General features: G+C 68.8%; 23 protein-coding genes and 3 pseudogenes. 10 read left to right on the top strand and 16 right to left on the bottom strand.

What is annotated here, in order from left to right; translation table 11 throughout:
- Positions 1-379 precede the first annotated feature (379 nt).
- On the bottom strand, positions 380-1,315 hold the full coding sequence (locus tag NGB36_RS04165; protein WP_255918662.1) for an SDR family NAD(P)-dependent oxidoreductase: 936 nt from the start codon (positions 1,313-1,315) through the stop codon (positions 380-382).
- A 65-nt stretch (positions 1,316-1,380) separates the two neighbouring features.
- Positions 1,381-1,692: a Rossmann-fold NAD(P)-binding domain-containing protein gene (locus NGB36_RS04160; protein ID WP_255918661.1), complete on the bottom strand. Its 312-nt coding sequence runs from the start codon at positions 1,690-1,692 to the stop codon at positions 1,381-1,383.
- 81 nt (positions 1,693-1,773) lie between these two features.
- Between NGB36_RS04160 and NGB36_RS04155 the strand changes: the two genes are divergently transcribed.
- Positions 1,774-2,550: a LysR substrate-binding domain-containing protein gene (locus NGB36_RS04155; RefSeq protein ID WP_255919012.1), complete on the top strand. Its 777-nt coding sequence runs from the start codon at positions 1,774-1,776 to the stop codon at positions 2,548-2,550.
- A 197-nt stretch (positions 2,551-2,747) separates the two neighbouring features.
- On the opposite strand, the gene NGB36_RS04150 is transcribed toward NGB36_RS04155, so the two are convergent.
- Positions 2,748-2,921, bottom strand: coding sequence for a hypothetical protein (locus tag NGB36_RS04150; protein WP_255918660.1), 174 nt, complete (start codon positions 2,919-2,921; stop codon positions 2,748-2,750).
- A gap of 424 nt (positions 2,922-3,345) precedes the next feature.
- Here NGB36_RS04150 and NGB36_RS04145 point away from each other — a divergent pair, with 424 nt between their 5' ends.
- Positions 3,346-5,622 (top strand): terpene synthase family protein, encoded by a 2,277-nt coding sequence (locus NGB36_RS04145; RefSeq protein ID WP_255918659.1) that lies wholly within the window; start codon positions 3,346-3,348, stop codon positions 5,620-5,622.
- Between the two features lie 262 nt (positions 5,623-5,884).
- On the opposite strand, the gene NGB36_RS04140 is transcribed toward NGB36_RS04145, so the two are convergent.
- The 4 genes and pseudogenes from NGB36_RS04140 to NGB36_RS04130 all read right to left on the bottom strand — a co-directional run bounded on the left by NGB36_RS04140 (position 5,885) and on the right by NGB36_RS04130 (position 9,089).
- Positions 5,885-7,339: a glycoside hydrolase family 47 protein gene (locus NGB36_RS04140; RefSeq protein ID WP_255918658.1), complete on the bottom strand. Its 1,455-nt coding sequence runs from the start codon at positions 7,337-7,339 to the stop codon at positions 5,885-5,887.
- A gap of 370 nt (positions 7,340-7,709) precedes the next feature.
- Positions 7,710-7,886, bottom strand: a pseudogene (locus tag NGB36_RS33365) (YdeI/OmpD-associated family protein); the annotation flags it as partial.
- Between the two features lie 87 nt (positions 7,887-7,973).
- Complete coding sequence (locus NGB36_RS34120; protein WP_505016737.1) at positions 7,974-8,153, bottom strand: YdeI/OmpD-associated family protein; 180 nt, start codon at positions 8,151-8,153, stop codon at positions 7,974-7,976.
- A 57-nt stretch (positions 8,154-8,210) separates the two neighbouring features.
- A complete protein-coding gene (locus NGB36_RS04130) occupies positions 8,211-9,089 on the bottom strand; it encodes an SAM-dependent methyltransferase (protein ID WP_255918657.1) in 879 nt (292 codons plus the stop codon).
- A gap of 331 nt (positions 9,090-9,420) precedes the next feature.
- Between NGB36_RS04130 and NGB36_RS04125 the strand changes: the two are divergent.
- A pseudogene (locus NGB36_RS04125) lies at positions 9,421-9,979 on the top strand (sugar O-acetyltransferase).
- Here NGB36_RS04125 and NGB36_RS04120 read toward each other — a convergent pair.
- Entirely contained in the window at positions 9,912-11,054 is a 1,143-nt protein-coding gene (locus NGB36_RS04120; RefSeq protein ID WP_269469789.1) for an MFS transporter, read from the bottom strand. The pseudogene NGB36_RS04125 and the gene NGB36_RS04120 overlap by 68 nt on opposite strands.
- Before the next feature lie 584 nt (positions 11,055-11,638).
- On the bottom strand, positions 11,639-12,079 hold the full coding sequence (locus tag NGB36_RS04115) for a DUF3574 domain-containing protein (protein WP_255918655.1): 441 nt from the start codon (positions 12,077-12,079) through the stop codon (positions 11,639-11,641).
- A 707-nt stretch (positions 12,080-12,786) separates the two neighbouring features.
- Here NGB36_RS04115 and NGB36_RS04110 point away from each other — a divergent pair.
- The 3 genes from NGB36_RS04110 (at position 12,787) to NGB36_RS04100 (ending at position 15,101) form a co-directional block, all read left to right on the top strand.
- Complete coding sequence (locus NGB36_RS04110; protein WP_255918654.1) at positions 12,787-13,785, top strand: acyl-CoA desaturase; 999 nt, start codon at positions 12,787-12,789, stop codon at positions 13,783-13,785.
- A gap of 270 nt (positions 13,786-14,055) precedes the next feature.
- The gene (locus NGB36_RS04105; protein ID WP_255918653.1) at positions 14,056-14,391 is read left to right on the top strand and encodes an ArsR/SmtB family transcription factor; all 336 of its coding nucleotides are present in this window, start codon (positions 14,056-14,058) and stop codon (positions 14,389-14,391) included.
- Positions 14,391-15,101 (top strand): cation efflux transmembrane domain-containing protein, encoded by a 711-nt coding sequence (locus NGB36_RS04100; protein ID WP_255918652.1) that lies wholly within the window; start codon positions 14,391-14,393, stop codon positions 15,099-15,101. Before NGB36_RS04105 ends, NGB36_RS04100 begins: the two co-directional genes overlap by 1 nt.
- Before the next feature lie 98 nt (positions 15,102-15,199).
- Here the strand turns inward: NGB36_RS04100 and NGB36_RS04095 are convergent, their stop codons facing one another.
- The 4 genes from NGB36_RS04095 to NGB36_RS04085 all read right to left on the bottom strand — a co-directional run bounded on the left by NGB36_RS04095 (position 15,200) and on the right by NGB36_RS04085 (position 18,998).
- Positions 15,200-16,288 (bottom strand): family 2 encapsulin nanocompartment cargo protein terpene cyclase, encoded by a 1,089-nt coding sequence (locus tag NGB36_RS04095; RefSeq protein ID WP_255918651.1) that lies wholly within the window; start codon positions 16,286-16,288, stop codon positions 15,200-15,202.
- Positions 16,289-16,293: 5 nt separating this feature from the next.
- Positions 16,294-16,488 (bottom strand): hypothetical protein, encoded by a 195-nt coding sequence (locus NGB36_RS33675; protein ID WP_372509365.1) that lies wholly within the window; start codon positions 16,486-16,488, stop codon positions 16,294-16,296.
- A gap of 143 nt (positions 16,489-16,631) precedes the next feature.
- Positions 16,632-17,510 carry a geranyl diphosphate 2-C-methyltransferase gene (locus NGB36_RS04090; RefSeq protein ID WP_255918650.1) on the bottom strand — a complete coding sequence of 293 codons (879 nt, stop codon included), beginning with the start codon at positions 17,508-17,510 and terminating at the stop codon, positions 16,632-16,634.
- Between the two features lie 45 nt (positions 17,511-17,555).
- Positions 17,556-18,998, bottom strand: a complete 1,443-nt coding sequence (locus NGB36_RS04085; protein ID WP_255918649.1) for a family 2B encapsulin nanocompartment shell protein — start codon at positions 18,996-18,998, stop codon at positions 17,556-17,558.
- Positions 18,999-19,742: 744 nt separating this feature from the next.
- Here NGB36_RS04085 and NGB36_RS04080 point away from each other — a divergent pair.
- Positions 19,743-20,510, top strand: coding sequence for a bestrophin-like domain (locus NGB36_RS04080; RefSeq protein ID WP_255918648.1), 768 nt, complete (start codon positions 19,743-19,745; stop codon positions 20,508-20,510).
- 182 nt (positions 20,511-20,692) lie between these two features.
- Here NGB36_RS04080 and NGB36_RS04075 read toward each other — a convergent pair whose 3' ends face one another.
- On the bottom strand, positions 20,693-20,836 hold the full coding sequence (locus tag NGB36_RS04075) for a hypothetical protein (protein WP_255918647.1): 144 nt from the start codon (positions 20,834-20,836) through the stop codon (positions 20,693-20,695).
- Between the two features lie 62 nt (positions 20,837-20,898).
- On the opposite strand from NGB36_RS04075, the pseudogene NGB36_RS04070 reads away from it, so the two are divergent.
- The 3 genes and pseudogenes from NGB36_RS04070 to NGB36_RS04060 all read left to right on the top strand — a co-directional run.
- Positions 20,899-21,606: pseudogene (locus tag NGB36_RS04070) on the top strand (AMP-binding protein); the annotation flags it as partial.
- 126 nt (positions 21,607-21,732) lie between these two features.
- Positions 21,733-22,029 carry a hypothetical protein gene (locus NGB36_RS04065; protein WP_255918646.1) on the top strand — a complete coding sequence of 99 codons (297 nt, stop codon included), beginning with the start codon at positions 21,733-21,735 and terminating at the stop codon, positions 22,027-22,029.
- Between the two features lie 282 nt (positions 22,030-22,311).
- Positions 22,312-22,956: a CBS domain-containing protein gene (locus tag NGB36_RS04060; protein WP_255918645.1), complete on the top strand. Its 645-nt coding sequence runs from the start codon at positions 22,312-22,314 to the stop codon at positions 22,954-22,956.
- A 171-nt stretch (positions 22,957-23,127) separates the two neighbouring features.
- Here NGB36_RS04060 and NGB36_RS04055 read toward each other — a convergent pair whose 3' ends face one another.
- Both NGB36_RS04055 and NGB36_RS04050 read right to left on the bottom strand, forming a co-directional pair.
- Complete coding sequence (locus tag NGB36_RS04055) at positions 23,128-23,310, bottom strand: DUF1918 domain-containing protein (RefSeq protein ID WP_255918644.1); 183 nt, start codon at positions 23,308-23,310, stop codon at positions 23,128-23,130.
- 323 nt (positions 23,311-23,633) lie between these two features.
- Positions 23,634-23,756 (bottom strand): hypothetical protein, encoded by a 123-nt coding sequence (locus NGB36_RS04050; protein WP_255918643.1) that lies wholly within the window; start codon positions 23,754-23,756, stop codon positions 23,634-23,636.
- Between the last annotated feature and the right edge of the window lie 24 nt (positions 23,757-23,780).

Genomic DNA, 23,780 nt, shown 5'->3' with positions numbered 1-23,780 from the left:
TGTCGTCAGTGGCCGCCTCCGGCCGCGCCCTGTATCCCTCCGGCGTCGTCTCGGTCAGAGGAACGCTCTCGCCCGTCCTCGAAGCGGCCCTGAACGATCTTTCGGACACGCTCTACCCAGGCCGTCCGAGGAGAAGGTGACGGCGGTGACGGCACCCAGGTCGTGGAACCGGGCTTCCGGATCGGCGAGCAGGTGCCAGATGGTGACCAGCAGCGGCCGGGCGACCGGGACGACGGTCTTTTTGCGTCCCCGGTGCCGGGCGATACGGCGGTAGCTTCCCCAAGGAAGGTGTCTCGGTCTTGCCAGCCGCGACGGTTGCATTGCCCAGGCCCCGGACCAGGTACGGATTGCCGTGACCAGTGGCCGACGTGCCCTTCTTCTACGAGGACTTCGCCCGGGTGAGCAGGTCCTGCGACAAGTCCCACAGGCGCCGGGCGTTGTCCGGGTCGACGGCGTAGCGGGCGACGCCGTGCAGCGTGCCGGAGCGCCGGTCGACGACCTCGGTCTCGTTGCAGTCGACGAAGTACCGGCCGCCGACGCCTTCGAGGTGGGGCGAGGTGGCGAGGAGGACGGAGGTCGCGGCGCCCTGCTCGATGCTCTTGATCAGCTCGGCGGGCACCCGGCCGCTGCCTCGGCCGCCGGTGTGGCGCTGCAGGTTCGTGTAGATGGCGCCGGGCATCAGGGCGTTGGCAGTGATGTTGTCCTCAGCCCAGCGGCGGGTCGCCTCGACCGCGAAGAGGACGTTCGCGGTCTTGGACTGGCCGTAGGCCAGCCACGGGTCGTAGGGACGGAAGGCGAAGTTGACGTCGTCCCATACGACGGGTGACTGCTGGTGGCCGGTGGAACTCACCACGACGACACGGGCGTTGCCGTCGGCGGCCAGTGCGTCGTGCAGTGCGGTGGCGAGGGCGAAGTGGCCCAGGTGGTTGGTGGCGAACTGCTGCTCCCAGCCCTGTTCGGTGTACTGCTCGGGGCAGGCCATGACGCCCGCATTGTTCACCAGTACGTGCAGCGGACCCTGCCAGGAGGGGGTGAAGGCGGCGACGGATCCCGGATCGGCGAGGTCGAGCTGTGCGACCCGCACGTCCTGGTTGCCGGTCGATGCGGTGATGCCCTTGGCGACGCGTTCACCCGCCGCCATGTCACGGACGGCGAGGGTGACGCTTGCGCCGGTCCCGGCCAAGGCGCGGGCCGTCTCGGCGCCGAGGCCGGACGAGGCGCCGGTGACCACCGCCTGGCGGCCGGCGAGGTCGATCCCTTCCGCCACCTCGGTGGCCGTGCTGGAGAAGCCTAAGGGGGTGGTGATGGTGCTCATGAGTGAACTCCTTGCCGTGTACTGCGTTGCGTACTGAGCTGGGTGTGGCGGCCGGCTCTGGGCGTTCAGGGCGTGACCAGGCGGTCCTGCTCCACCGGGGGCGTGCCGTCGTGCCAGTCCAGGGCTTTGCCTGCCCGGACGAGTTGGCCGTAGAGGGCGGGATCGACGTGGTCGGAGAAGACCAGGTCGAGTACGGCTTCGGCGGCCTGGGGCGGCGACTGGGCCTGGCTGTAGTCGCTGAACCAGGGGCGCGAGGTGGCGGTGTCGACCATGCCGGGGCACACGGCCGCGATCAGCGTGTCGGTGGCGAGGTCATGTTCGCGGCGTTCGGAGGCGAGCGCGCGGACGGCGGCGACCTGGGCGACCTTCGAGGGCACGTTCAGCCAGATGGGCCAGCCCGCCTCCTGCGCGGTCCGGTGGTGGATGGCGCTGCGCCACGACTCGACGGCGTACCCGACCTGGTCGAGGCTCGCACCGTCGAAGAGGTGGTGCAGGCGCGCATCGAGGTCGTCATGCGCCGCGCCACGACCGTGCTCGACGAGATCGAGGCCACCGCGCGTGAGCTGTCCGGCCTTCCGCAGGAGGGCGGCACCGTACGCCTCGGCTGGGTGCCCAGCGCCGGCACGACCTTGGTTCCGCGAGCCCTTGCCGCGCTGCGGAGCAGCGATCCGGGCGTGCACGTCGTCAGCCGCGAGGGTGGCACCCCGGCGCTGGTGCGCGCCCTGCGGGCGGGCAGCATCGACCTCGCCCTGCTGTCGTCGGCACCGCCGTTTCGCGCACCGGACGCCGAGTCGCCGCCCTTGGTGGTGCAGACGCTCACCGAGCGCGCCCTGTGCCTGGCCGTGCCCGCGGCGCACCCGCTGGCCCGCGGGGATTTCGTCGACGTGGCCGAGCTGCGCGGACAGCGGTGGATCGCCGGTTCATCGTTCGGCGCGGAGCGGCTCATGGGGGTGTGGCCGGGCCTGGACGAGCGGCCCGAGGTCGCGCACACGGCCCGGGACTGGCTGGCGAAGCTGCATCTCGTCGCCGCCGGCTGCGGCATCACCACCGTGCCCTCCGCACTGGCCCCCGCCGCACCGCCCGGCGTGCGCATCCTGCCGGTGCGCGGCGGCCCGCAGGAAACGCGGCGCTTGCTCCTGGCCCGGCTCCCGCAACAGCCGGCCGAGCCGGTCGTCCGGCTCGCGGCCGCGTTGCGGGCCGCGGCCCTCGGAACCGACACCGTCTTGGATCCGTGACGCGGGGCCGCCGACCGCGCGGCCCGTACGGGGGCTGCGCCGGGACCGGGGCGCCGCATGACGTTCTCGCATGGAGCGTATGTCCAACTGTCGTTGGACTCATGGCGGTTCGCTTCGTAGCGTGACAGTGGTCCCGGGGTGGCCGCTTCAGGGCCTTGCCGCCGGGCCGGTACGGGCCTCGGCCGGGACCCGGAGGGTCAGATCGCGGAGTGGTTTCCGTGCACCATGTCCCACGCCTCGCTGGTGTAGCGCTCGCGCTCGTCCAGTGTCAGCGTCGGAAAGTAGTCCTTGAGCCGCTCGATGACCTGCTGCTCCGGCTCGTGGCAGTCGCGCAGCAGAAAGACCGCCTTGTGAACGATGCTCTGGTCCACGGATGTTCCCCTTGATGGTTCGGCAGCCTCCCGGCGTCGTGCCGGTGAGGCGGGCGGTCCAAGATTACGCAGGCCGGGGCGGGTTTCGGCGGTGGCGGCAGGGCGGTGCGGGGCATGCCACACCAGAGGATCCGCCGGTGGGCGGCACCGGCTGGTGCTCGTCCATGTCGACCTGGCCGAGGAGTTGAAGGAGGCGGGGACAGCACGCGGAAGCAGGCGGCGACTTCGGTGCCGGTCAAGTCGTCGCCGGCCTGGCGCAGGACTGCTCGCTCGCGGTCGACCACGGCGGTGATGGCGGCTGTCATTGCCGCCCTCCGCCGATTTCCCGTCATCGTGTGACGATCACATTGATGCGTGTCGGGTCATAACCGGCCCGCGCCGGGGGTAGAGCTTGGCCGGTCGCTGTCAGGAAGGCCGGTGTCACATGAAGCAACAGCCCTTTGAGCTCCCCGACTTCTACATGCCGTATCCCGCACGCCTCAATCCTCACCTCGAACAGGCACGCAAGGCGTCCACGACCTGGGCGCGCGCGATGGGAATGCTCGAGGGATCCGGTATCTGGGACGCCGACGACCTGGACGCCCACGACTACGCTCTGCTGTGCTCCTACACCCACCCCGACGCATCGGCGGCGGCATTGTCGCTGGTGACCGAGTGGTACGTGTGGGTGTTCTTCTTCGACGACCACTTCCTGGAGACCTTCAAGCGGTCGCAGGACCGCGACGGTGGCAAGGCCTATCTCGACCGGCTGCCGGCGTTCATGCCGATGGAGTCCTCCGCTGGGGTTCCCGAGCCGGGCAATGCCGTGGAGGCAGGACTTGCGGACCTGTGGGCCCGCACGGTGCCTGCGATGTCCTCGCAGTGGCGGGCGCGGTTCGCGCAGAGCACCCGCAATCTCCTCAACGAGTCGCTGTGGGAACTGTCCAACATCAATGCCGACCGGATCCCCAACCCCGTGGAGTACATCGAGATGCGCCGCAAGGTCGGCGGTGCTCCCTGGTCGGCAGGGCTGGTCGAGTATGCGACGGGGGCCGAGGTCCCTCCCGCCGTGGCCGAGTCCCGGCCGATGCGGGTGCTCAAGGACGCCTTCTCCGACGGCGTGCACCTGCGCAACGACCTGTTCTCCTATCAGCGCGAGACCGAGGAGGAGGGCGAACTGAGCAATGGCGTCCTGGTTCTGGAGCGGTTCCTGGACTGTTCCACGCAGCAGGCCGCGGATGCCGTCAACGATCTGCTCACCTCCAGGCTGCAGCAGTTCGAGCACACGGCTTTGACCGAACTCGCACCGCTCCTCGCCGACAAGGGCCTCGATGCCGCCTCCTGCGCGGACGTTCTGGCGTACGTCAAGGGGCTGCAGGACTGGCAGGCGGGCGGCCACGAATGGCACATGCGGTCCAGCCGTTACATGAACGGCGGTGCGGGCGGGGCCGCGTGCACCGCCGCGTCCGCAGCTCCCTGGCCGATCCTCGGGCCCACGAGCAGTCTCGGTCCGCGCGGTCTGGGCACCTCGGCGGCCACGATCGCCCGGAACCGCGCCCGTGGCTTCTGCCACGTCCCGCACAACAGGGTCGGCCCGTCCCGGCTGCCCGACTTCTTCATGCCGTTCACCACCACGCTCAGCCCGCACCTGGACGAGGCCCGCCGCCACGTCACCGAGTGGGCGCAGCGGATGGGGATGTTGGAGCCGCAACCCGGCGTCCCCGGCTCCCATATCTGGGACGAGCACAAGCTCATCGGCTTCGACTTCCCGCTGTGCGCCGCGGGAATCCACCCCGACGCCTCACCCGAGCAACTCGACCTGACCTCGCAGTGGCTGACCTGGGGCACCTACGCGGACGACTACTACCCGGCCGTCTTCGGACGTTCCCGGAACCTTGCGGGCGCCGAGGCATGCAACAGGCGCCTGACGGAGTTCATGCCCATCACCGACAGCGCGCCCGCTCCCGCGCCCGCTCCCGCGCCCGCTCCCGCGCCCGCTCCCGCGCCCGCTCCCGCGCCCGAGAATGCCCTCGAACGCGGCCTCGCCGATCTGTGGGCCCGTACCGCGGGCCCGATGGCCGAGGACGCACGTCGTACCTTCCGCGCGGCCGTCGAGTCCATGATCTCCAGCTGGCTGTGGGAGCTCGCCAATGAGGCCCACCATCGCATCCCCGATCCGGTCGACTACATCGAGATGCGACGCAGCACCTTCGGCGCGGACCTGACGATGAGCCTGTGCCGGATCGCACATGCTCGGCAGCTACCGCCCGACGTCTATCGCAGCGGTCCGATGCGGTCGCTGGAGAACTCCGCCGTCGACTACGCGACCCTGCTCAACGACGTCTTCTCCTACCAGAAGGAGATCGAGGTCGAAGGGGAGCTTCACAATGGGATCCTCGTCGTCCAGAACTTCTTCGACTGCGACTATCCGACGGGACTGGCCATCGTCAACGACTTGATGTCCTCGCGGATGCGCCAGTTCCAGCATGTGGCCGCCCACGAACTCCCCGTCCTCTACGAAGACTTCGCGCTCGATCCTGCAGCCCGCGGGGAGCTGGACGGGTACGTACAGGAGCTGCAGGACTGGATGGCCGGGATCCTCACCTGGCACCGGGGCTGCCATCGCTATGAGGAGGCCGAGCTGTACCGCCGCGTCGCACCTGAGCAGGCGTTCCGTGGCCTCACGGGACTAGGCACGTCGGCGGCTCGGATCCGCTGCTGAACCAGGGCATGTCCACGGGTGGCCGCTGCATCATCCGTTCGATTCCTCGGCGCAGCGACGAACCACGAAACCCTCCGGTCCGCGGCCGGCCAGTTCGTCCGCCGTCAGCGAGCAGTCGCTGGTGTCGGCCACTGGGGCTCACCGGCGCCGCAGGTGCTGACTGGTGACGTGGTCTGGCCGGCCGGGTGGGCCGTCTCCGTCGGTGACGTGCTTGTCGGGAACGCGCCGGCTCAGCCTGCCGCCGGACGGGAGAAGGGACCGGTCAACGGGCGGGGAGCAGCCCGCGAAGAATCTTGCCTTCGGTGGACAGGTAGAAGTTCTTGCTGTTGAACCGCGGAGAACCACCGAAAATCAGGTACAGGTACTTGAAGTTCTCCGCGAAGCCGTAGGCAGGGAACAGGTCGCCTTGTTGCATCGGAGTAGTCGTCACGTCGTCGAGGACCGTGTACCCGTTCGCCGTCCTGGCATTGGCCTTCATGCCCTGGAAGTACTGGTAGGCAGTACTGGCGTAGTACGGGTCCATGGTCTGGAAGTACAGGTCGAAGGAGGCGTTGGCGTACTCGGGACGGAACTGGTTGCCCTTCGAGGTGGCCGTGATGGTGGTGTAGTCGATCTCTTCGGGCAGTACCGGGAACTTATCCAGCACAGCCGTCCACGAACGGTAATACGCGGCGCCGAGCGGCAGGTCGCCCGCGTGACCCAGCACCTCCGCATAGAAGGAGGCCAGCTCGGACTGGTTCCGGCCGACCAAGGCGCCGGTCTGGAAGTCGACCTGCTTGTACCAGACGTTACCGTCGTAGGTCTCCGACGCATATGTGGTCAGCGCGTCGTTGAGCATCACGAACCAGTCCCGGCATTGCCTGTCGCCGAGCAGCGCCCAGCCTCCCCACAGATACTCGTAGAACGAGTCGGAGGGCGGGTTCGGAGCCTGATCGGTGGTGTCGGCCCATTGTCCGGTCTCCACGTTCAAGGACGTGGCCATCAAGTTGATCGACGATCTCTTGGCGATGGCCGCCCGGTATGCCGTCTTCGCCGCGTCGTAGTACTTCCGGTCACCGGTGAGTCTCGACAGCAGCCCGAATTCCAGGATGTTGGTGCCGATCTCCGCCAGCGGCGGGGTGTTGCCGCTCACCTCGCCGGTGCGCAGGTTGACGTACTGGTAGGGCATACCGGTCGGGGACTTGGCGAACGCCGGCATCAGGCGGTCGGTGATGTCGACGGTGAGGGCCAGCAGCGAATGGCTGCCGGTCGCCAGATAACCGGCCAACAGGCCGCCGACCACCCGGATGATGGCCTCGAACACGTGGAAGTCGCCGTCGATGTCGAAGCTGAGATTGCCCTCGATCCACTGGACGCCGGCCGCCAGCTCCTGGTCGAGTTCCATGACGTAGAGCGTGTCCAGCGCCTCGATGATGGACAGTCCGATCGGCTGGCCGGGGACGAAGAATTCGCTGTATGTCCCGGACAGCGGGTGCACTTCGTCATGACCCCATGCGAATTGCTTGTACCCGTTCCAGGCGTGGAGGAATTCCGTCTTGATCTCCTCGGCCGCCGCGCTCGCTGATGGCATGCTCCCGGCGACGTCGGCGCGTGTGGCCGCTGTCGCCCGCAGGATCCCGCCCGGGCCGCCGGTGAGGCTCAGCCCACCGGCCAGCCCCAGTGCTGCCAGCATCCCTCGGCGGCTGAGATGCTGTCTGCGAAGACCGTCAGAACGCATGAACTCTCCCCTCGACCAGGTGACATGACGGGGTTTCGACAACGTTGTCAGAAGCGAGCTACGGCAGGAACCTATCGATACCGCGACCGAACGTCAACGGGCTGGACCGCAGAACCGGTTCGCCGCATGAAGTCCGGCGGTGTCCTGGTCGCGGCGTGTTGGTACGCGGTTTTCTGTGGTGTGCTGATGGGTGTGTCTTGCTGGTGCGTCCCTGACCCTAAAGGACCGGTGCGGATCTTCACTGGTCAGGGTCACTTGGTCGGCGGCGTGATCGGCCGTCTCGTCGAACCGTTTCTGGCCTGCGGCAGGTAGCCGCTGTCCCGGTCGGCTCGGCGGGGCACGCCTCTGGCGGGCCAACTGCCGTTCCTCATCACAGCAGTGACGTGAGAGGAGGTGTGGCGCCGGCCGGGTGATCAGGGGCAGAACTCTGCTTCTGAACCAGCATCGTGATGAACTTCTCGATCCGCCGCATCCTGGTCTCGGCTTTCTTCGCGTCCTGGAGGCGGTACAAGATCGCGTAGCGGTTCCGTCGGTCAAGGGTCTCGAAGAACTCGGCTGCGGCGGGGTTTGCCGCGAGGGCCTGGGTCGGATCGTCCGGAACCGTGGCGGACTTCGCCCCGTCGTACGCAGCCTCCTATCGGCTGTCGGCCTTGGCGCTTTCCACCTCGGCCAGCCCCGAGCGCTGCATCCGGCCCCGCTCGATCAGCGCCATCGCCTTGTCGCGGTTGATCTTGGACCACTGGCTCTTGACCTTGCGCGGAGTGAACCGCCGCAGCCAGAACGTGTCGTCGAACGTGCCCTTCTGCCCGTCGATCCAGCCGTAGCAGAGTGCGACGTCGAGGGCCTGCGGGCCGACCGAGGACGGCCTGGGCTAAGGCAGATACGCGAAGACGTGGACGGCGTGCTGCATGAATGACGGCGGCTCCAGCGGGCGGCCGTAAGCGGCGGCTGTCTGCGTGGCGGAGACATTCCTGCTCTGCCACCCCAGTTCCGACAGGCGTTGGCTCGGGGTAGGGCGCGGGTCGGTGTGGACCAGGTCGGCGATGTCGATGCCCATGGCCTCGGCACTGTCCTTCATCGCAGTATCGTTCAACGCCTCCGAGATGTCGTCGAGGTGCTCGACGGCAAGCCGGCTGCCGCGGGCGGACAGCCGGTGGATCTCGTGGAACAGGCGGTCCTCGGCCTCGGCGGGTAGATACGGAAGCAGCCCCTCGGCAAGCCAGGCGGTGGGGCGCGAACGGTCGAAACCCGCCGCTTCGAGGGCCGCCGCCCAGTCCTGCCGCAGGTCGACCGCCACAACGTGGTGGTCGCAGGTCGGGGTGGCGCCGCTGTCGCGCAGCACCCGCAGCTTGAAGTCGAGCACGGCGGGCTGGTCGATCTCGTACCACGTCAGCTGCCGCGGCCAGTGCAGCCGGAACGCCCGTACGTCCAGCCCCGCGGCCAGCAGCACCACTTGCTCGACCCCGGCGCCGACGGCCCGGTCGAAGTAGTCGTCGAAGGCGCGGGTGCGTACGGCCATGTAGGCGGACATCGCCAACCACATTTCGCCCCGCGACCCGGCCGCCGTCACGTCGTCGATCGAAGTGGGCAGTGGCACAGGAGGCCGGGCCTCCTCGACGAAGCGAGCCGCGTAGGGGTCCTCGACCAAAGCGTCGGGGCGGCTGGTCTCGACGGCTCTGGCGGACGCCACCGCCAGAGCCGTGATGCCGACCCCCGAGACGATGTCCCATGGCTGGTCCGTGCCGCTCACAAACACCTCCACCCTCATCATGCGATTCATCCGATCAGGCACCGGACGGCCATTATGGAACGCCTGCCGCAGCCCGGCGCCCCGAATTGGTACTGTCACCCCGTCGGCGGTGCCGGCTACGCGGTCCCTCGCCGAGTGACCGGCGGTCGGGTGAGCCGGCTGTCGACATGCTGTCGTCTTCTGCGTGAGGCCGGGGCGACCCGTACGGCAGAGTTGGTACGGCCGGGCCACCCGTTCAGGGAATCGGGGCGCCACTACGAGGAGAACCTCTACCGGGAGCGACGTCCCGTCGACGCCGCGCCGGGACGGGGTGGCGGACGGGAGGGGCACCATGGGTGAGAACAAGCGGCGCATGCTGGCCGGCGACTGGTACATCCCCGACGATCCCGAGCTGGCGGCGGAGTCGCAGCGACGGCTCGAGCTGTGCGAGGCGTACAACGCTGCAGGTCTGGCCACGCCGCACGAGCGGCGGAAGATCCTCGAGCAGCTGCTCGCCTCCGTGGGCGAGGGGGTGCGGATACGCGCCCCGTTCCACTGCGACTTCGGTTACCACATCACCATCGGCGCGCGGACGTTCATCAATTTCGGCGCTGTCTTTCTGGACGCGGCGCCCATCAGCATCGGCACGGATGTGCAGATAGGGCCGAACGCGCAGTTGCTGACACCCAACCACGAGCTCGACACGGAGCGGCGGCGCTCCGGCTGGGAGCGGGGAGAGCCCGTCACCATCGGCGACAATGTCTGGCTCGGCGGCGGCGTGATCGTCTGTCCGGGGGGTGACCATCGGCGAGAACACGGTGGTCGGCGCCGGAGCTGTCGTCATCAAGGACCTGCCCGCCGGCGTCCTCGCCGTCGGCAACCCGGCCCGGATCGTGCGCACCCTGCACTGACATCGAGCGCCGTGATGGTCGGTCCAGGCCGCGAGGACCGCGCGAGGACGATGCTCTCGCGCGAGGTGGCGTTGCCATCGCAGGGCGCGGTCCAGGCCAGCACCTGCCACGCCGCACTGTGCGCGAGGGCGAGCAGCAGCAGCGCCGCGGTCAGCGGTTCGGTCGCGGCCAGGAGCGTGGCGCGCGAACCCCGCCTGCGGGTGAGGGCGCCGCCCGACAGTCCGGCGAGGATCGCGGTGATCCCGTAGGGGAGTTGGTAACGGGCGACACCCATCGCGTCGAGTCCGAAACCGTAGTGCACCCCCGCCGCGCGAGGCGTCTGCAGCATCTGCGGGACGAGGAAGGCGAAGCCGGAGACAGCGAAGGCGCACAATACGGTGGCGAGGACGGGCAGTCGCATCTGCGGCCCGGCGATGGTACGCACCTCCACCAGCGGATGGTCGCTGCGCAGCGCGTGCGGGACGAAGCGCAGGACGGCCGCGGCGCCTGCGGTGCAGCAGGTGAGGGTGGCGGCCGAGGTCCAGCCCCATGCGGCGCCCTCGGTGGTGGCGAGCAGCAGAAGGCCGGTGCCGCCGCCGAGCAGCGCGCTGCCGGTCAGGTCGAGCCGCTGGGGAAGGCGCACCGGCGACTCCGGGACGATGGCCCAGAAGAGCGTGGCCAGGACGGTCACGGCGGTGAAGCTGAACCAGAACACGCTGCGGAAGCCGTAGTGATCGATGAGCGCGCCGCCGACGAACGGCCCCAGGATCGCCGAAGCGCCGAGGCCGACGGAGATCACGCCGAAGCCGAACGGGACCAGGGGTGCGGGCAGGATGTCCCGCAGCAGTCCGTAGAGCACTGCGATCACGGCGAGCGAGACGTCCTGCAGGACCCGCCCGGCGAGCAGCATCGGGAAGTCGGGTGCGAGCGCGCACAGCAGTGAGCCGAGGGCGAACAAGGAGCTGACGACGAGCGTCACCCGCTTCTTGCCGTGCAGGTCGGCGAGTTTGCCGACGGGCGACTCCGCGATCACGCCGGTGAGGCTGACGATGGTCAGCACCAAGCTGAGGTTAGGGGTGTGGAAGACCGGTGCCATGTAGCGGACGGCCGGCTAGACCAGGGTGAGCTCCAGCGGATTTACCTGCCCGGGGCGCGACGGATCCCCACCCGGTTCTGTCCGATTTCTCACGAACGGATGGTGCGCGGAAGTGAATCGGTGGGCAGGGGGCGCACGCCCCGAGAAGCCGTGGCGCCGTTCACCGCGACGCTGCTGATACTGCCCGGCGGATCGGCTGGGAGGTCCCCGGCAACTGCTCAGGCCTGCGCGTCTCAGACGCGGCGAGGCATCCCGTGCGCGTCCCGGTCGAAGCTGTCGGTTTATGTCTGCGCACGATGGGCGACCGGGGAGATCCTTCGGGCGGCGGCGATGCCGCCGCCCTTGCCACTTTTGCCGAGATCGGTGCGCAGGTGCCGCCGATCCGCCCCCCCCGTGAACCGCCAGGAACGGATACCACCGCCTACCGGTGGACCAGAGCGCGTTCGCGGGCGATGAACGTTCCGAATGTGCCAGGAGCCGCACCGGCGAACGTAGGTGACAATCGATAGCTTCCAAGGCCGTGGAGGCGGAAGGCGTCTGGGCATCGCCCTGTCGCGGCCGGGTAGCTGACAGGCCGAGCCCTGTCAGCCGAAAGAGGCGTGGACTGCCTCGTCGATGCGGCCGACCGACTCCTGCCGGAAGCTCTTGTCGTACAGGTGTCGAATGCTGTCGAGATTGTCGTTGGCAGATGAGGTGGCACTGGTCGGGTAGACAACGATCACCTGGTAGGAGCGTTCCTTTTCGATCACGCCGTACCGGTCGCGGTACTGGCCGCGTCCTTCATCCACTGTCAGTCCTTCGGGGAAGCGCGGTGTGACCTGAGTGTCGAGGAATCGCTGGAACTCCGCCTCGGTCACCGCCGGGCCGCCGTCGGGCCGTTGGGTCCCGAAGAACAGCGTGGTTTCGGTGTAGGCGTCGCGGGCTGCGCCGGGAGCATCGGCGGCCACGACGACGGGGGTCAACGCTGCGCCGGCCGCCGCGAGGCTGCAGGCCAGCAGCAACCCGGCTCGTGTGTCGATCTTCATGCACGTCATAACGGTGCACAGCCGGGCCGGTTGCGGTGTGGTGCTTTCCCTTTGAGCCGGGGTGCTCGTGATCGAACGCGATGACGGGGCCCGTGTCAGGTGCAGAGGCGTCGGCTGCCCCGTGGACATGATCGGCCGTGACGCGCAGCTACCCCGCCTCGCCGGCCATCAGCGTGGCCGCGCAGGCCGAGGACTGGCACGGTGGAGGCTGACGGCTGGCGCGCTGGTTGTAGATGCTGACCGGGAGGCTGTCGATCCGGGAGCGGGCGGAGCGGTTCGGGCGCTGCCGCGCCGGTGAGAGCTGATAGCCGCTCCTCCTCGGCTGCCTTGCGCCCGTCCCGTGCACGCCGGGCGTGGAGCTCGGTGAACGTCCACCGGTTGGGCGACATAGTCGCTCCCCGGCCACGGCCACGTGCGGAGCGGCTCGTCATTCGGCGCCGTGTCATCCGGTGTTGTGCCCGGAGTCGGGTCGGTGGCCATTCTCGTTGGTGCCGGACCGGAGGGGGACTGAGGCTTACGCCGGTGGCGAAGGAGATTCGGTCCCGCGACGTTCACACCCTGGACATCAGCGATGGCCTGCGTGGATGCCGTCCGGTGCGATGGTGTGCCCAGGGCCGCCGGGCGCGGTTGAAAGCGTGTGGACGCGCGCGTGGTCCCGGTTGGTCCGGCATGGCGTCCGAGAAGGCTTGAGCGATGGTGAGGAACCGATGAACCCGATTGACGCCGACCGTTGTGCACAGGCCGCCCCCGAACACGATGCCGACACCGCGGCCGCCAAGCCGCTGCTCGACGCCCCGCAGACGGTCGTGGCGGCGGTGGCGATGTGGACCTTCGTCGTGGGCCCGCTGATCTGCCTGATCGTGGTGGTGCCGTTCGTGTGGGGGTGGGGCTTGTCCGCGCTGGACGTCGGCATGGCCGTGGTCGCCTACCTCGTGTCCGGCTTCGGCCTTGCGGCGGGCTATCACCGCCTGTTCACGCATCGCTCGTTCAAGGCGCGGCGGGGCCTGCGGATCGCCCTGGCCGTCGCGGGCTCGCTGGCGGTCGAGGGCTCGCCGGTCCAGTGGGTGGCGAACCACCGTCGCCACCACGCCTTCGCGGACCGCGAGGGTGACCCGCACTCGCCCTGGCGCTACGGAACCGACATTCGTGCGCTGCTCAAGGGCCTTGTCCACGCGCACATGGGGTGGATGCTGAAGCGTGAGCTGAGTAACCGGGCCAGGTTCGCGCCCGACATTGCCGCCGATGGCGACCTGCGGCTCGTCGGTCGGCTCTTCGGGCCGCTGACCGCCGTCTCGCTGCTGGCCCCGGCGCTGGTCGGCGGGCTCGCCACCGGTACCTGGAGCGGCGCGCTGTCCGGGTTCTTCTGGGCCGGCGTGATCCGGATGGCGCTGCTGCACCATGTCACCTGGTCGGTGAACTCGGTCTGCCACGTCGCGGGCAGGCGCCCGTTCGCCAGTCGGGACAAGGCCACCAACTTCTGGCCGCTCGCGCTGCTGTCTTTCGGCGAGAGCTGGCACAACTCGCATCACGCCGACCCCACGGGCGCGCGGCACGGCGTGCTGCCGGGTCAGATCGACCCGGCGGCACGCCTGATCTGGGTATTCGAGAAGCTGGGCTGGGTCCATGACGTGCGCTGGCCGAGCGCGGATCGTCTCAGCGCTCGACTGCTGCCCGAACCGGCCGGTCCGCAGGAGTCCGTGGCCTGACGCCTCTCGGGCGGCGCGTCGCCGCGGGGTCCCGCGCCGATGGGACGCAGCAGCGGGAGGTTCGCGTGCTGGTCTGGGACTCCGCGGCTCAGCCGAGCATCGGGGCCGCTCGGCGCACTCCCCCCCAGTGGCCGCCACTTGATAGATCGTCAAATGGCCGCCGGATCCATCGGGCAAGGTAGCTGCCGGCGTGGCTCGTACTGGGTCCCTCCAGCGGCTCGATGGTGCGACACAACCTCCTGAATTCAGGGTTTCTTGTATCGTCGCGTTGTGCTGACTCTTGCTTCTGAGGTCGAGGTGCTGGCGCGGTTCGGCCGCGCTCTCGCCGACCCGATCCGCTGTCGACTGCTCCTGTCACTGCGCAAGGCTCCGTCCCACCCCTCCGACCTGGCCGAACAGCTCGGTGTCTCCCGGACGAGGCTGTCGAACCACCTGGCGTGCCTTCGCGACTGCGGCCTGGTCGTGGCTGTGCCGGTCGGGCGCCGCACCCGCTATGAACTCGCCGACCCGCGCCTCGGGCACGCTTTGGATGACCTTCGCGCCGCGGTGGTTGCCGTCGAGACGGACCGCACCTGTGCCGACGCCGATGACAAGGACTGCTGCTGATGGCCGCCTCCATGTCCCTCGACCGGGTTGCTGCCCGCCGGGACGCCCTCACCCGGCGCATACGACTGCTGGTGGCCGCCACCATCACCTACAACGTTATCGAGGCGGTCGTCGCCATAGCGGCGGGCACCGCCTCCTCCTCCACCGCCTTGATCGGCTTCGGCCTCGACTCCGTCATCGAGGTCGCCTCCGCCGCCGCTGTCGCCTGGCAGTTCTCCGCGACCGACCATGCCGTTCGGGATGCCCGGGAGAAGACCGCGCTACGGATCGTCGCCTTCTCGTTCTTCGCGCTCGCCGCCTACGTCGCTATCGACGCCGTCCGTGTCCTCGCGGGGACCGGCGAGGCCGGGCACTCGCTGCCGGGCATCGTCCTAGCCACCCTCTCCCTAGCCGTCATGCCGGTGCTGTCTGCCGCACAGCGCCGTGACGGCCGCGACCTCGGTTCCGCGTCTGCCGTGGCCGACTCCAGGCAGACCCTGCTGTGCACCTACCTGTCGGCCGTGCTCCTGGCCGGGTTGCTCGCCAACCTGCTGCTGGGCTGGTCCTGGGCCGATCCCATTGCGGCCTTGGCCATCGCCGCCGTCGCCGTAAAGGAAGGCCGCAATGCCTGGCGCGGGGACACCTGCTGCACCATCCCGCCCGCGGCGACCGGAACGGACGCCGCCGCCGATGCGTGCGGCTGCCAACCCGGCTGCGACTGCTGCACCTGACCCAAGGCCCCCACGCACGGGGCGGGCGACAGCCATGACTGGCCACCGGCGGGGAGCAATAACTGGCCGTCCCTGGAATTCCACCCGGCCGCTGTCACTCATGATGCTGTCTGTGAGAGCCAGTAGTCGGGCAGGGTGTAGCGGTAGGTGTTGGTGGCGTGCCACTCGTGGTTGCCGGAGACCCAGGAGGCCAGGCCGGTCAGGTAGCGGGCCAGGATGGGGTCGGGGATTTGGGACTGCAGGCGTTCGCCTTCGGTTTCGAAGGCATGCATGATCGTGTTGTGGACCTCGACGGCTTTCAGGTAGGCGTCGCGCTCGGTCAGTCCTTCGCGGCGTGCGAGGACGGTCGGCAGGTTCAGGTGCGGGCGCTTGGCGCGCCGTTCCTTGGTGTATGAGTACAGGTCGTTGACCAGGGTGGCAGCGTTGCCGGCGAGGGCGGTGAGGCGCTGCACGGCGGGGAGGGTCTGCAGGGGGGCCGGCAGCTCGTAGCCGGCGACCAGGTCGGTGAGGGTCAGGCAGGGGCGGAAGTTGTTGAACTGACGCATCACCAGGTATTCCCACACGGCCGGGGTGACGCCGTCCAGGCTCCAGGCTGCTTCGCCCAGGTAGCCGAGGTGGAGCCGGGCGAGGTCGTGGCGGAGTCGGTCGGCCTGGGCGTCAGTGGCGCACGGCAGGGCGTGCTCCATGGCGGAGCGGTAGCCGCGCAGCGGCGCGTCCGCGTCGAGGCCCTCACGCCAGGCGGTCTCGCATTCGGGGGCGGAGTGGAACGGGTCGAGTGCGGAGTGGGCGATCACCAGGCGGGCGCCCAGGCCCTCGGGGGAGCCGCCGTGGTCTTCGCAGTAGCAGTCGTCCACGACGTTCTCCGCCACGAGCAGCCGGGCGGCGACCATCAGGCGTTCGAGGTCGGCGTGGTCGGGGTGGCACAGGCACACCGCGCGGCCGAAGCCGAATCCTTCGAACTGGTCCTCCCACTCGGGCGGGACCAGGTCGAGCTGCTGGGCCCACTGGTTGGCGCGCCGGTCCACCTCCGCCACCACAGCGGGGTCCGGCTGGACGGCGGGATGGTAGTGGAGGCCGGGGATGGGCCGTACCGGCTGCTCCGCGGCGTGCGCCGGGCGCTGGCCCCCGGTGATGATCAGGCCGGAGGTGCCCAGGCCGGTCGGCCCCTGGGGGATGCGGGAGACCATGGCCGTCAGCTCCCCTCGGCACCGGCTCGGACGCGCCCCGGCAGCCCGACGGCGCCGGGGAGGTGACCGGCCGCCGGGCAGGAGGCCGTAGCCGGGCAGCGCGTGATCGCGCTGTCGTCAGTACACATGAAACCCATGAAGCGAACGTTCACGCTGGACTCGCCTTCGTCGCGGATGCCGGACCGGTGCCCACCGGCCACTCCTTCTTCTTCGTTCTGTCCCCTGGGCACGGCGATGGCGGTCGGGGTGCCGTCGCCGGCCGCATTCAGCGGCCGAATGGCCCGCTGCGCCGCTACGGGCCTGCCGCCGCTGCCGGCAGCGGCGGCAGGCCCGTCCGAGGCGTTCAGATACGGTCGGCGGCGATGAGCAGGTAGTGGAAGCTGCCTTCGCGGTATGCGGTGAGGAAGGGTTCCTCGATGCCGGTGGCGACCGGGGACTTCGCGCGCAGTTCCCAGTAGGGAATGGTCGCTGGTGTCAGGTCGATGACATTGATGGGGATGAGGTTGTTGTCCGCCATCGCCTTGAAGTAGGCGCTGCGGGAGTGGATGTTGCAGGTGTAATGCTCGTCGATGCGGGCGACGGCCTTGGAACGGCCGCCGGTGACGTCGTTGTAGCAGCCGGTGATGCACACGTAGCGGCCACCGAACGGAAGCAGCCGGGAGAACTCGCCGAAGAGCTGGAACAGGTCGACGTACATGGTCGTCTCGTTGGTCCAGATGCCGCGGCGGGACCCGGTCTCGAGGCCGGTGTCGAGCATGTTGCGAAAGTGGAACCGCACCTGGTCGGTGACGCCGCGTTCGGTGGCCTGGTCGTTGGCGAACGCGACCTGGGATTCGGAGATGCTCACTCCGTCCACTCGACATCCGAAACGCTGGTGGGCCATGAAACTGGTGCCGCCGCGGCCGGATCCGGCGTCCAACAGCCGGTCGGTGGAGGCGATGTCGCCGAGGTGGTCCAAGAGCAGGTCGGCCTGGGCGGTCTCCAACCGATGCAGCTCGGTGATGATGCGTTCATCGCGCGTGTCCCGCGGCCCCTTGAGGACGGACGGGTCGACCTCTCCGATGCCGTAGTGGTGGTGGTAGAGGCCGTCGACGTCGCCGAGCCGCAGGTTGACCGGGGACTGCTCAGTGTTCCAGTAGGCGGCGACGGACCGCTGGTAGTCGGTGCGCAGCACGTCAGCGGCAGCGGGTGCGGGCAGGGTCGTGGTCGTGGTCATGGTCATGGAGGGTGTCCTTACGGTGTCTGTGGCCTTGATGGCGTCTTGCTCTCAGCTCGCCGTGGGAGGGGCGTGGTTGGTCTCGTAGTGGCCGAGCTCGACGTTCTCCAGAATGCCGAGGGCGTCGGGAACCAGGACCGCTTGGGAGTAGTAGGCGCTGACCAGGTAGGAGATGATCGCCTTCTCGTCGATGCCCATGAAACGGACGTTGAGGCTGGGTTCGTACTCGTCCGGGATGCCGGTCTGGTGCAGGCCGATGACGCCCTGGTCCTCCTCGCCGGTACGCATCGCGATGATCGAGGTGGTGAGCGAGTCGGAGACCGGGATCTTGTTGCACGGCAGCAGCGGAACGCCGCGCCAGGCGGGCACGTGGTGGTCGTTGAACTCGATGCCGATGGGGTAGATCCCGCGGCGGGAGCACTCCCGCATGAACGCGGCGATCGCCTTCGGGTGCGCGAGGAAGCAGCGCGTCTTGCGCCGCAAGGACAGCAGCTCGTCCATGTCGTCCGGGGTGGGCGGGCCGCCGCGCGTGTGGATGCGTTGCTTGAACTCGGCGTTGTGCAACAGGCCGAACTCCCGGTTGTTGACCAGTTCGTGCTCTTGGCGCTCGCGCAGTGCCTCGATGGTCAGCTTCAGCTGCTGTTCGAGCTGGTTCATCGGCTCGTTGTACAGGTCGGCGACGCGGCTGTGGACGCGCAGCTGGGTTTGGGCGACGCTGAGCGGGTACTCGCGCGGCTGCGACTCGTAGTCGACGAACGTCTGCGGCAGCATCGGTTCGCCGACGTGTCCCGAGGCCAGCTCGATGGCGGCCTCACCTTTTCGGTTCACCGGCTTCTCCGGCCGGGAGGAGTACTCCTGCAGGTGCTGACGTAGGTGCGGAAAGCGCTCCATGATCTGCAGGTACTCCGGGCGCGGCAGGATCATCAAGGTGCACGCGGTGGCTGCTGTGGCAGTGAACTCCCAGGCACCGTCGGACGCCGCCAGGGCACGATCGCCGAAGTAGTCGCCGTCCGCGAGGGTGCCCAGGACTGTCCCGGTGTCGTACTTCCCGGCGCCGATCTTGCGGACCTTGCCGTGGGCGATCAGCACCAGCTGGTCGGCCGGTCGCCCTGCCTCCGCGATGACACCCCCTGCAACGACCTCGCGCTGCTCGAACCTGCCCGCCAGGGCGGTGAGTGTCTCGGTGTCGGTGAACTCCCGCAGCAACGGGATCTCACGCAGCTCGTCGGGGATGACGCGCACTTGCGCGCCGGTGGCCTCGAAGTCGATCCGGCCGTCTCCCACCGTGTAGGAGAGCCGACGGTTGACCCGGTAGGTACCGCCCGATACCTGCACCCAGGGCAGGACCTTCAGCAGCCAGCGGGAGCTGATCCCCTGCATCTGCGGGACGGACTTGGTCGTGTGGGCCAGATTCCTTGCTGCCTCGGTGCTCAGGCTGGTCAGCTGCCCGTTCTGGGCCGCTGCCTCTTGCGCCGAGGGCGAAGTCTGCGTCATCGGGCATCCGTTCTCGTTGCCGAAACGCCTCTGAATTCAGGGCAGTTTGAGTGAAACGGTCAGCGCCTCACTACCCCACCCCGCGCCGGACCATGTGGCGTGCACGGACCTCCCAGCGGCATTCATCCGATGGGGTGAATGCTGCTGCTGGATGGGTGATGTCCCTCCGACCGGCGCAGTCTTCCCCCCATGGACTGGGGGCACTTCAACCGACGCTGTGGGCAAGCTCTGGCCAGTGCGGCGGCAGCCATCGTCGCCTGCGCCGCTCCTGTCGTCGCGGCAGAGCCCGGCAGTGGTGCCGCCGTGACGGTGCGGGGCACGATCTGTGTGGAGGTGGTCGTGCAACTGCCCGTTGTCGGTATCGGGTTGCGCCTCGCGCTGCCGGAACCCTGTCGGCCGACGGACGTGCCGTCACCGCCTCCTCCACCGTCGCCCTCACCTTCCCCGCCCACTACGCCGCCCGCCTCGCCCTTCCCATCCCCCCGGCCACGCCCCAGGCACATGGCCATGCGCCCGCACTCAGCCGTGCCGGCCAGTCCCGCCCCGTCTCACAGCCCTGACCCCACAACAACGGTGGTGGACCCGCCGCCGCGGCCATCTGTGCCACACCAGGTCACCGCCTACGCCGGCCCGCCGCACCACCAGGCCCCGCGCCCACTCTCGCCCGTCACCCTGACTCTGCTGATCACGGCACCGGCGGTACTGGCGGCCGCCGTGCTCCGCCCGCGCCGGAGGTAGGTTGCCATGTCCCAATGGCTCGTCTTCACCATCACGATGGCTGCCGCATGCCTGATCGTCCTCGGCATCGTGGTCATCCGCGACCGCCGCAACGCTCCCCACAGCAATCCGGACGAGACGCCTGACGTCATCGAGTACATGACCATGATGGTGGGCGTCGTCTACGCGATCGTGCTCGGCCTGGCGATCGCCGGAGTATGGGAGGCCCGTAACGCAGCCGACGACGCGGTCAATCAGGAGGCCCAGGCGCTCCACGAGGTCCGCGAACGCGTCGCGGTGTGGCCGGCACCGGTCCGGGACCGTATCCGCGGCGACGTCGACCGCTATGTGCAGTACGTGACCGCAAGTGAATGGCCCCACATGGTCCGCACCGGTACGCTGACCGGCCGCGGCACAACACTCCTGGAGACGATGCGGAGCGATGTGTCCAGCTACACCCCCGCAAACGACCACGAAATGCAGGCGTATCAGCCGCTGGTCGACCAGGTCGCAGCAGTTGACGCAGCACGCAGCGCCCGCGAACAGGCCGCCACCCCCACCCTGCCGGGCGTGGTCTGGCTCGGCCTGCTCACCGGGGCCGTGATTACCGTCGGTCTGATCTTCACCCTCCAGATCCGCCGCTCATCACGCGAACTGCTGGTAGCCGGCGTCTTCAGCGTTCTGATCGCCTTCCTGCTCTGCTTCATCTGGGACTTCGACGCCCCCTACGGCAGAGTCACCACGGGCTCCGTTCCAGCCTTCGCCCAACTCATCGCAGCAGCACACAGTGGATAAGGGCCGCAGCTCCAGCCGACGCCGCCGTCCTACACGGCGCGGTACGGCGGCAAACCCGCAGGTGCACGTCTCCCTCAGATCGGCGAGAACGTGCACGCCCGGCCGCAGAGCACCTGAGGAAGCACGACGAGCCGAACCTGCAGGCCCCGCCCCAGCCGACGCAGGGATGTCCTAGGTACTGGTCAGCGACTCGGCAGCGGGTGGACGGTCACGTCCCGGGGCATGCCGCCCACTTCGGTGCTCGGTGTCTTGCCCTGGGCGTGGAGGAGTTTGACCGCGGCGCGCGCCGCCGGTTCGGTGACCTGACCGTAGTAGTCCTCGAACATCTCGACGCCCAGGGACGTGCGCAGCGAGACACCCCGCTCGGGGACCGAGGTACCGGCCGACAGTGATGAAGCGGGTGGTCAGCGAGATGCACATGGGCGAGGTGGCGATCTGCTACGGGATGACCGAGACCTCACCGGTCTCCACCATGACCCGCCGGGACGACGTCCTGGCGCGGCGCACCGAGACGGTCGGCCGGGTGATGCCGCACCTGGAAGTGAAGATCGTCGACCCGGACACCGGCCTTGTGGTGCGCCGTGGCGAGCCCGGCGAGCTGTGCACCCGCGGCTACTCGGTGATGCTCGGCTACTGGGACGAGCCGGCGAAGACCGCCGAGGTGGTGGACGCGGGCCGCTGGATGCACACCGGTGACCTGGCGACCATGGACGCCGAGGGCTACCTCAACATCGTCGGCCGAATCAAGGACATGGTGATCAGGGGCGGCGAGAACATCTACCCGCGGGAGATTGAGGAGTACCTGTACACCCATCCCGACATCGCCGACGTCCAGGTGATCGGCGTCCCCGACGCCGCATACGGCGAGGAGCTGATGGCCTGGATCGTGATGCGGCCCGGGGCCGAGACGCTCACAGCCGAGCGGGTCCGTGAGTTTTGCGCGGGCAACTTGGCGCACTACAAGGTCCCTCGCTACGTGCACGTCGTCGACGGTTTCCCGATGACCGTCACCGGCAAGATCCGCAAGGTGGAGATGCGCGAACAGGCCGTCGACCTGTTGGGCCTGCACTCCGCCGCGTACATCGAGAACGCGTGAGGTGTGGCGCTGACTCGAGGCTGCCAGTGAGGACACCACGCTGCCCGGGGCCGGCCCGGACGTGGAGGGCGCGCGCGATGAGCGAGCTGTGGTGGGTGACGATTGACTGCTTCGGAGCCCTCGTGGATGGGCGCCACGGCGGCCGAGTTGGTGGCACCGGGCGAGGGGCCTCGGCTGGTGGAGGCATACAACCGCCATGAGCCGCAGGTACAGCGAGAGACCCTGTCGACGCCATACAGCGACGTGCTGGCGGAAGCCCTGCGTCGGGCGGCGGACGAGAAGATCGAACCGCACGACGACGACGCCCAGGTGTTGCATCGCCTTTTGGCCGGTCTTCCCCGAAGTACACCCAGCCCTGCGCCTCTGCCCTGCATGAATGTGCACGACGGCGCACCGCGGCCTGTCCGGGCGCGAGACTGGTGAGGTCGCATGTTGAGGTGTCACGTGTTCGCGGCCGAGGGCCGCAGCGCAATGACGCTGAGTGAGCGGTCAGCGGGGCTCGACGTGATCATCTCCACCGGCAGCAAGGACCAGGCGCCCAGCGTCGCCAGCATCTACCGCGCGCTTGGCTGCACTCCTGGCCGAGGGACCGCCGGCCCTTCCAGCCAGGCCGAATGCCACTGGTCGATGGAGGGGTGCGGTGCTGTGATGGGTAGGGGAGGTCGGCGCGGCGCCCCTGTCGCGAAGTGGAGGAGGGCCGATGCCATGCTGCACCGCCGCACGGTCGGTGACGTGATGACCGAGGAGGTCGTCACACTCCGCCCCAACACACCGTTCCACGAGATCGCCGCCCTGCTGGATGCGAACGACATCGCCGCGGCCCCGGTCGTTGACGACGACGGGGCCCCGATCGGCGTGGTGTCCGCGTCTGACGTGCTGCGGCACGAGACTGGTATGCCCGATCCGCAGGGACAGGACGGGAACGACGAGCGCGCCTGGGGCAAGGCCCGGGCCCGGACCGCGGGCGCGCTCATGAGCAGCCCCGTCTTCGCCGCCCGCGCCGACTGGACGATCCCACGAGCCGCGCGGGAACTCCGAAGGCGGCACGTCAAGCAGCTGCCGGTGGTCGGGGACGACGGGTGCCTTACCGGCATCGTCAGCCGCAGCGACCTGCTGGACACCTTCATCCGCTCCGACATCGAGATCCGCGGCGAGGTCGAGGGGGACGTCCTGGGGCGCATCCTCGGCCTGGAAGAGGGCACCGTCGCGGTCGATGTCCGGGACGGTGCCGTCACCCTGCGGGGCCACGTCCCGGAATCGCGTCTCGTCCCGGTGGTCGTGGGCCTTTGCCAGGGCGTCGACGGTGTCGTCGCCGTGGAGGCCCACCTCGCCGCCACCTGGGCGGACTAGGAGTGCTTCGTTGGATTCGGGCTCTTGATCTGGCGAGGGGACGGCCGCAAGTGGTGCAGGTTCCGGTCCGGCATCACAGCAGGGACTGCAATGACTGCCTCGGGGAACGGTCACGGCGACGCTAGCGCGAACGGATCTGGCGGGCCTGCTGCGGCATCCTGGGGAGGTTGGTCAGTGGGGCCTGACGACACAGTCCGGCCCCGGAAAGACCAGTGATTCATGGCCGTCGTCAAACCTGACCACGTACGGCGGTGCGCCGTCCGCGCCGCGCACCTCAACGATCTCGCCAGTTTGTTCCGGAATCCCTACCGCTCGTGAATGAACCAAGATCTGGTCCCCAACGTTCGCGCGCATATGAATGTTCAACCGCCCTTCACCACCATCAAGCCGGACGGGGAGGCAGTACCCCCACGCCGCCGCTGACATCCCTCTGGCTGGATGGTTACTGCGTTTGACTACGCTTCATTCACTCCCAGGGATTGCACGCTCTGACTGCCGCTCGCACCGGTTGACCGGGTCGAGTGAGCCGCGGCCGCCCCGGGCGCAGCCGAGGCGTTCCTGCGACCACTGGCGCCCGAGGCCCTGCCCGACGTCGGCCCGGGGGATGGCGTGGGATGGCGTGGTACTGGTCGACGTCCCAAGGGTCGGGTGCGCCGGCTCGTTGCAGGAGGCGGGGCTCATTCCGGCACGGTCTTTAGCTGGGCCACCGGCTGCTGATCGGCGATCCACGCTTGGATCAGATGCTCCTCGCCGGCACTGCTGACCCGCCGGTGCACGCGCAGTCGCCACCAGGTGTCCACACCGCCGGGGCACTCCAACTCGTC

The sequence above is a fragment of the Streptomyces humicola genome (assembly GCF_024436035.1).
GTDB lineage: Bacteria > Actinomycetota > Actinomycetes > Streptomycetales > Streptomycetaceae > Streptantibioticus_B > Streptantibioticus_B humicola.
Note: the sequence above shows the minus strand (reverse complement) of the source record. Positions and strands in the feature narration are given on the sequence as shown.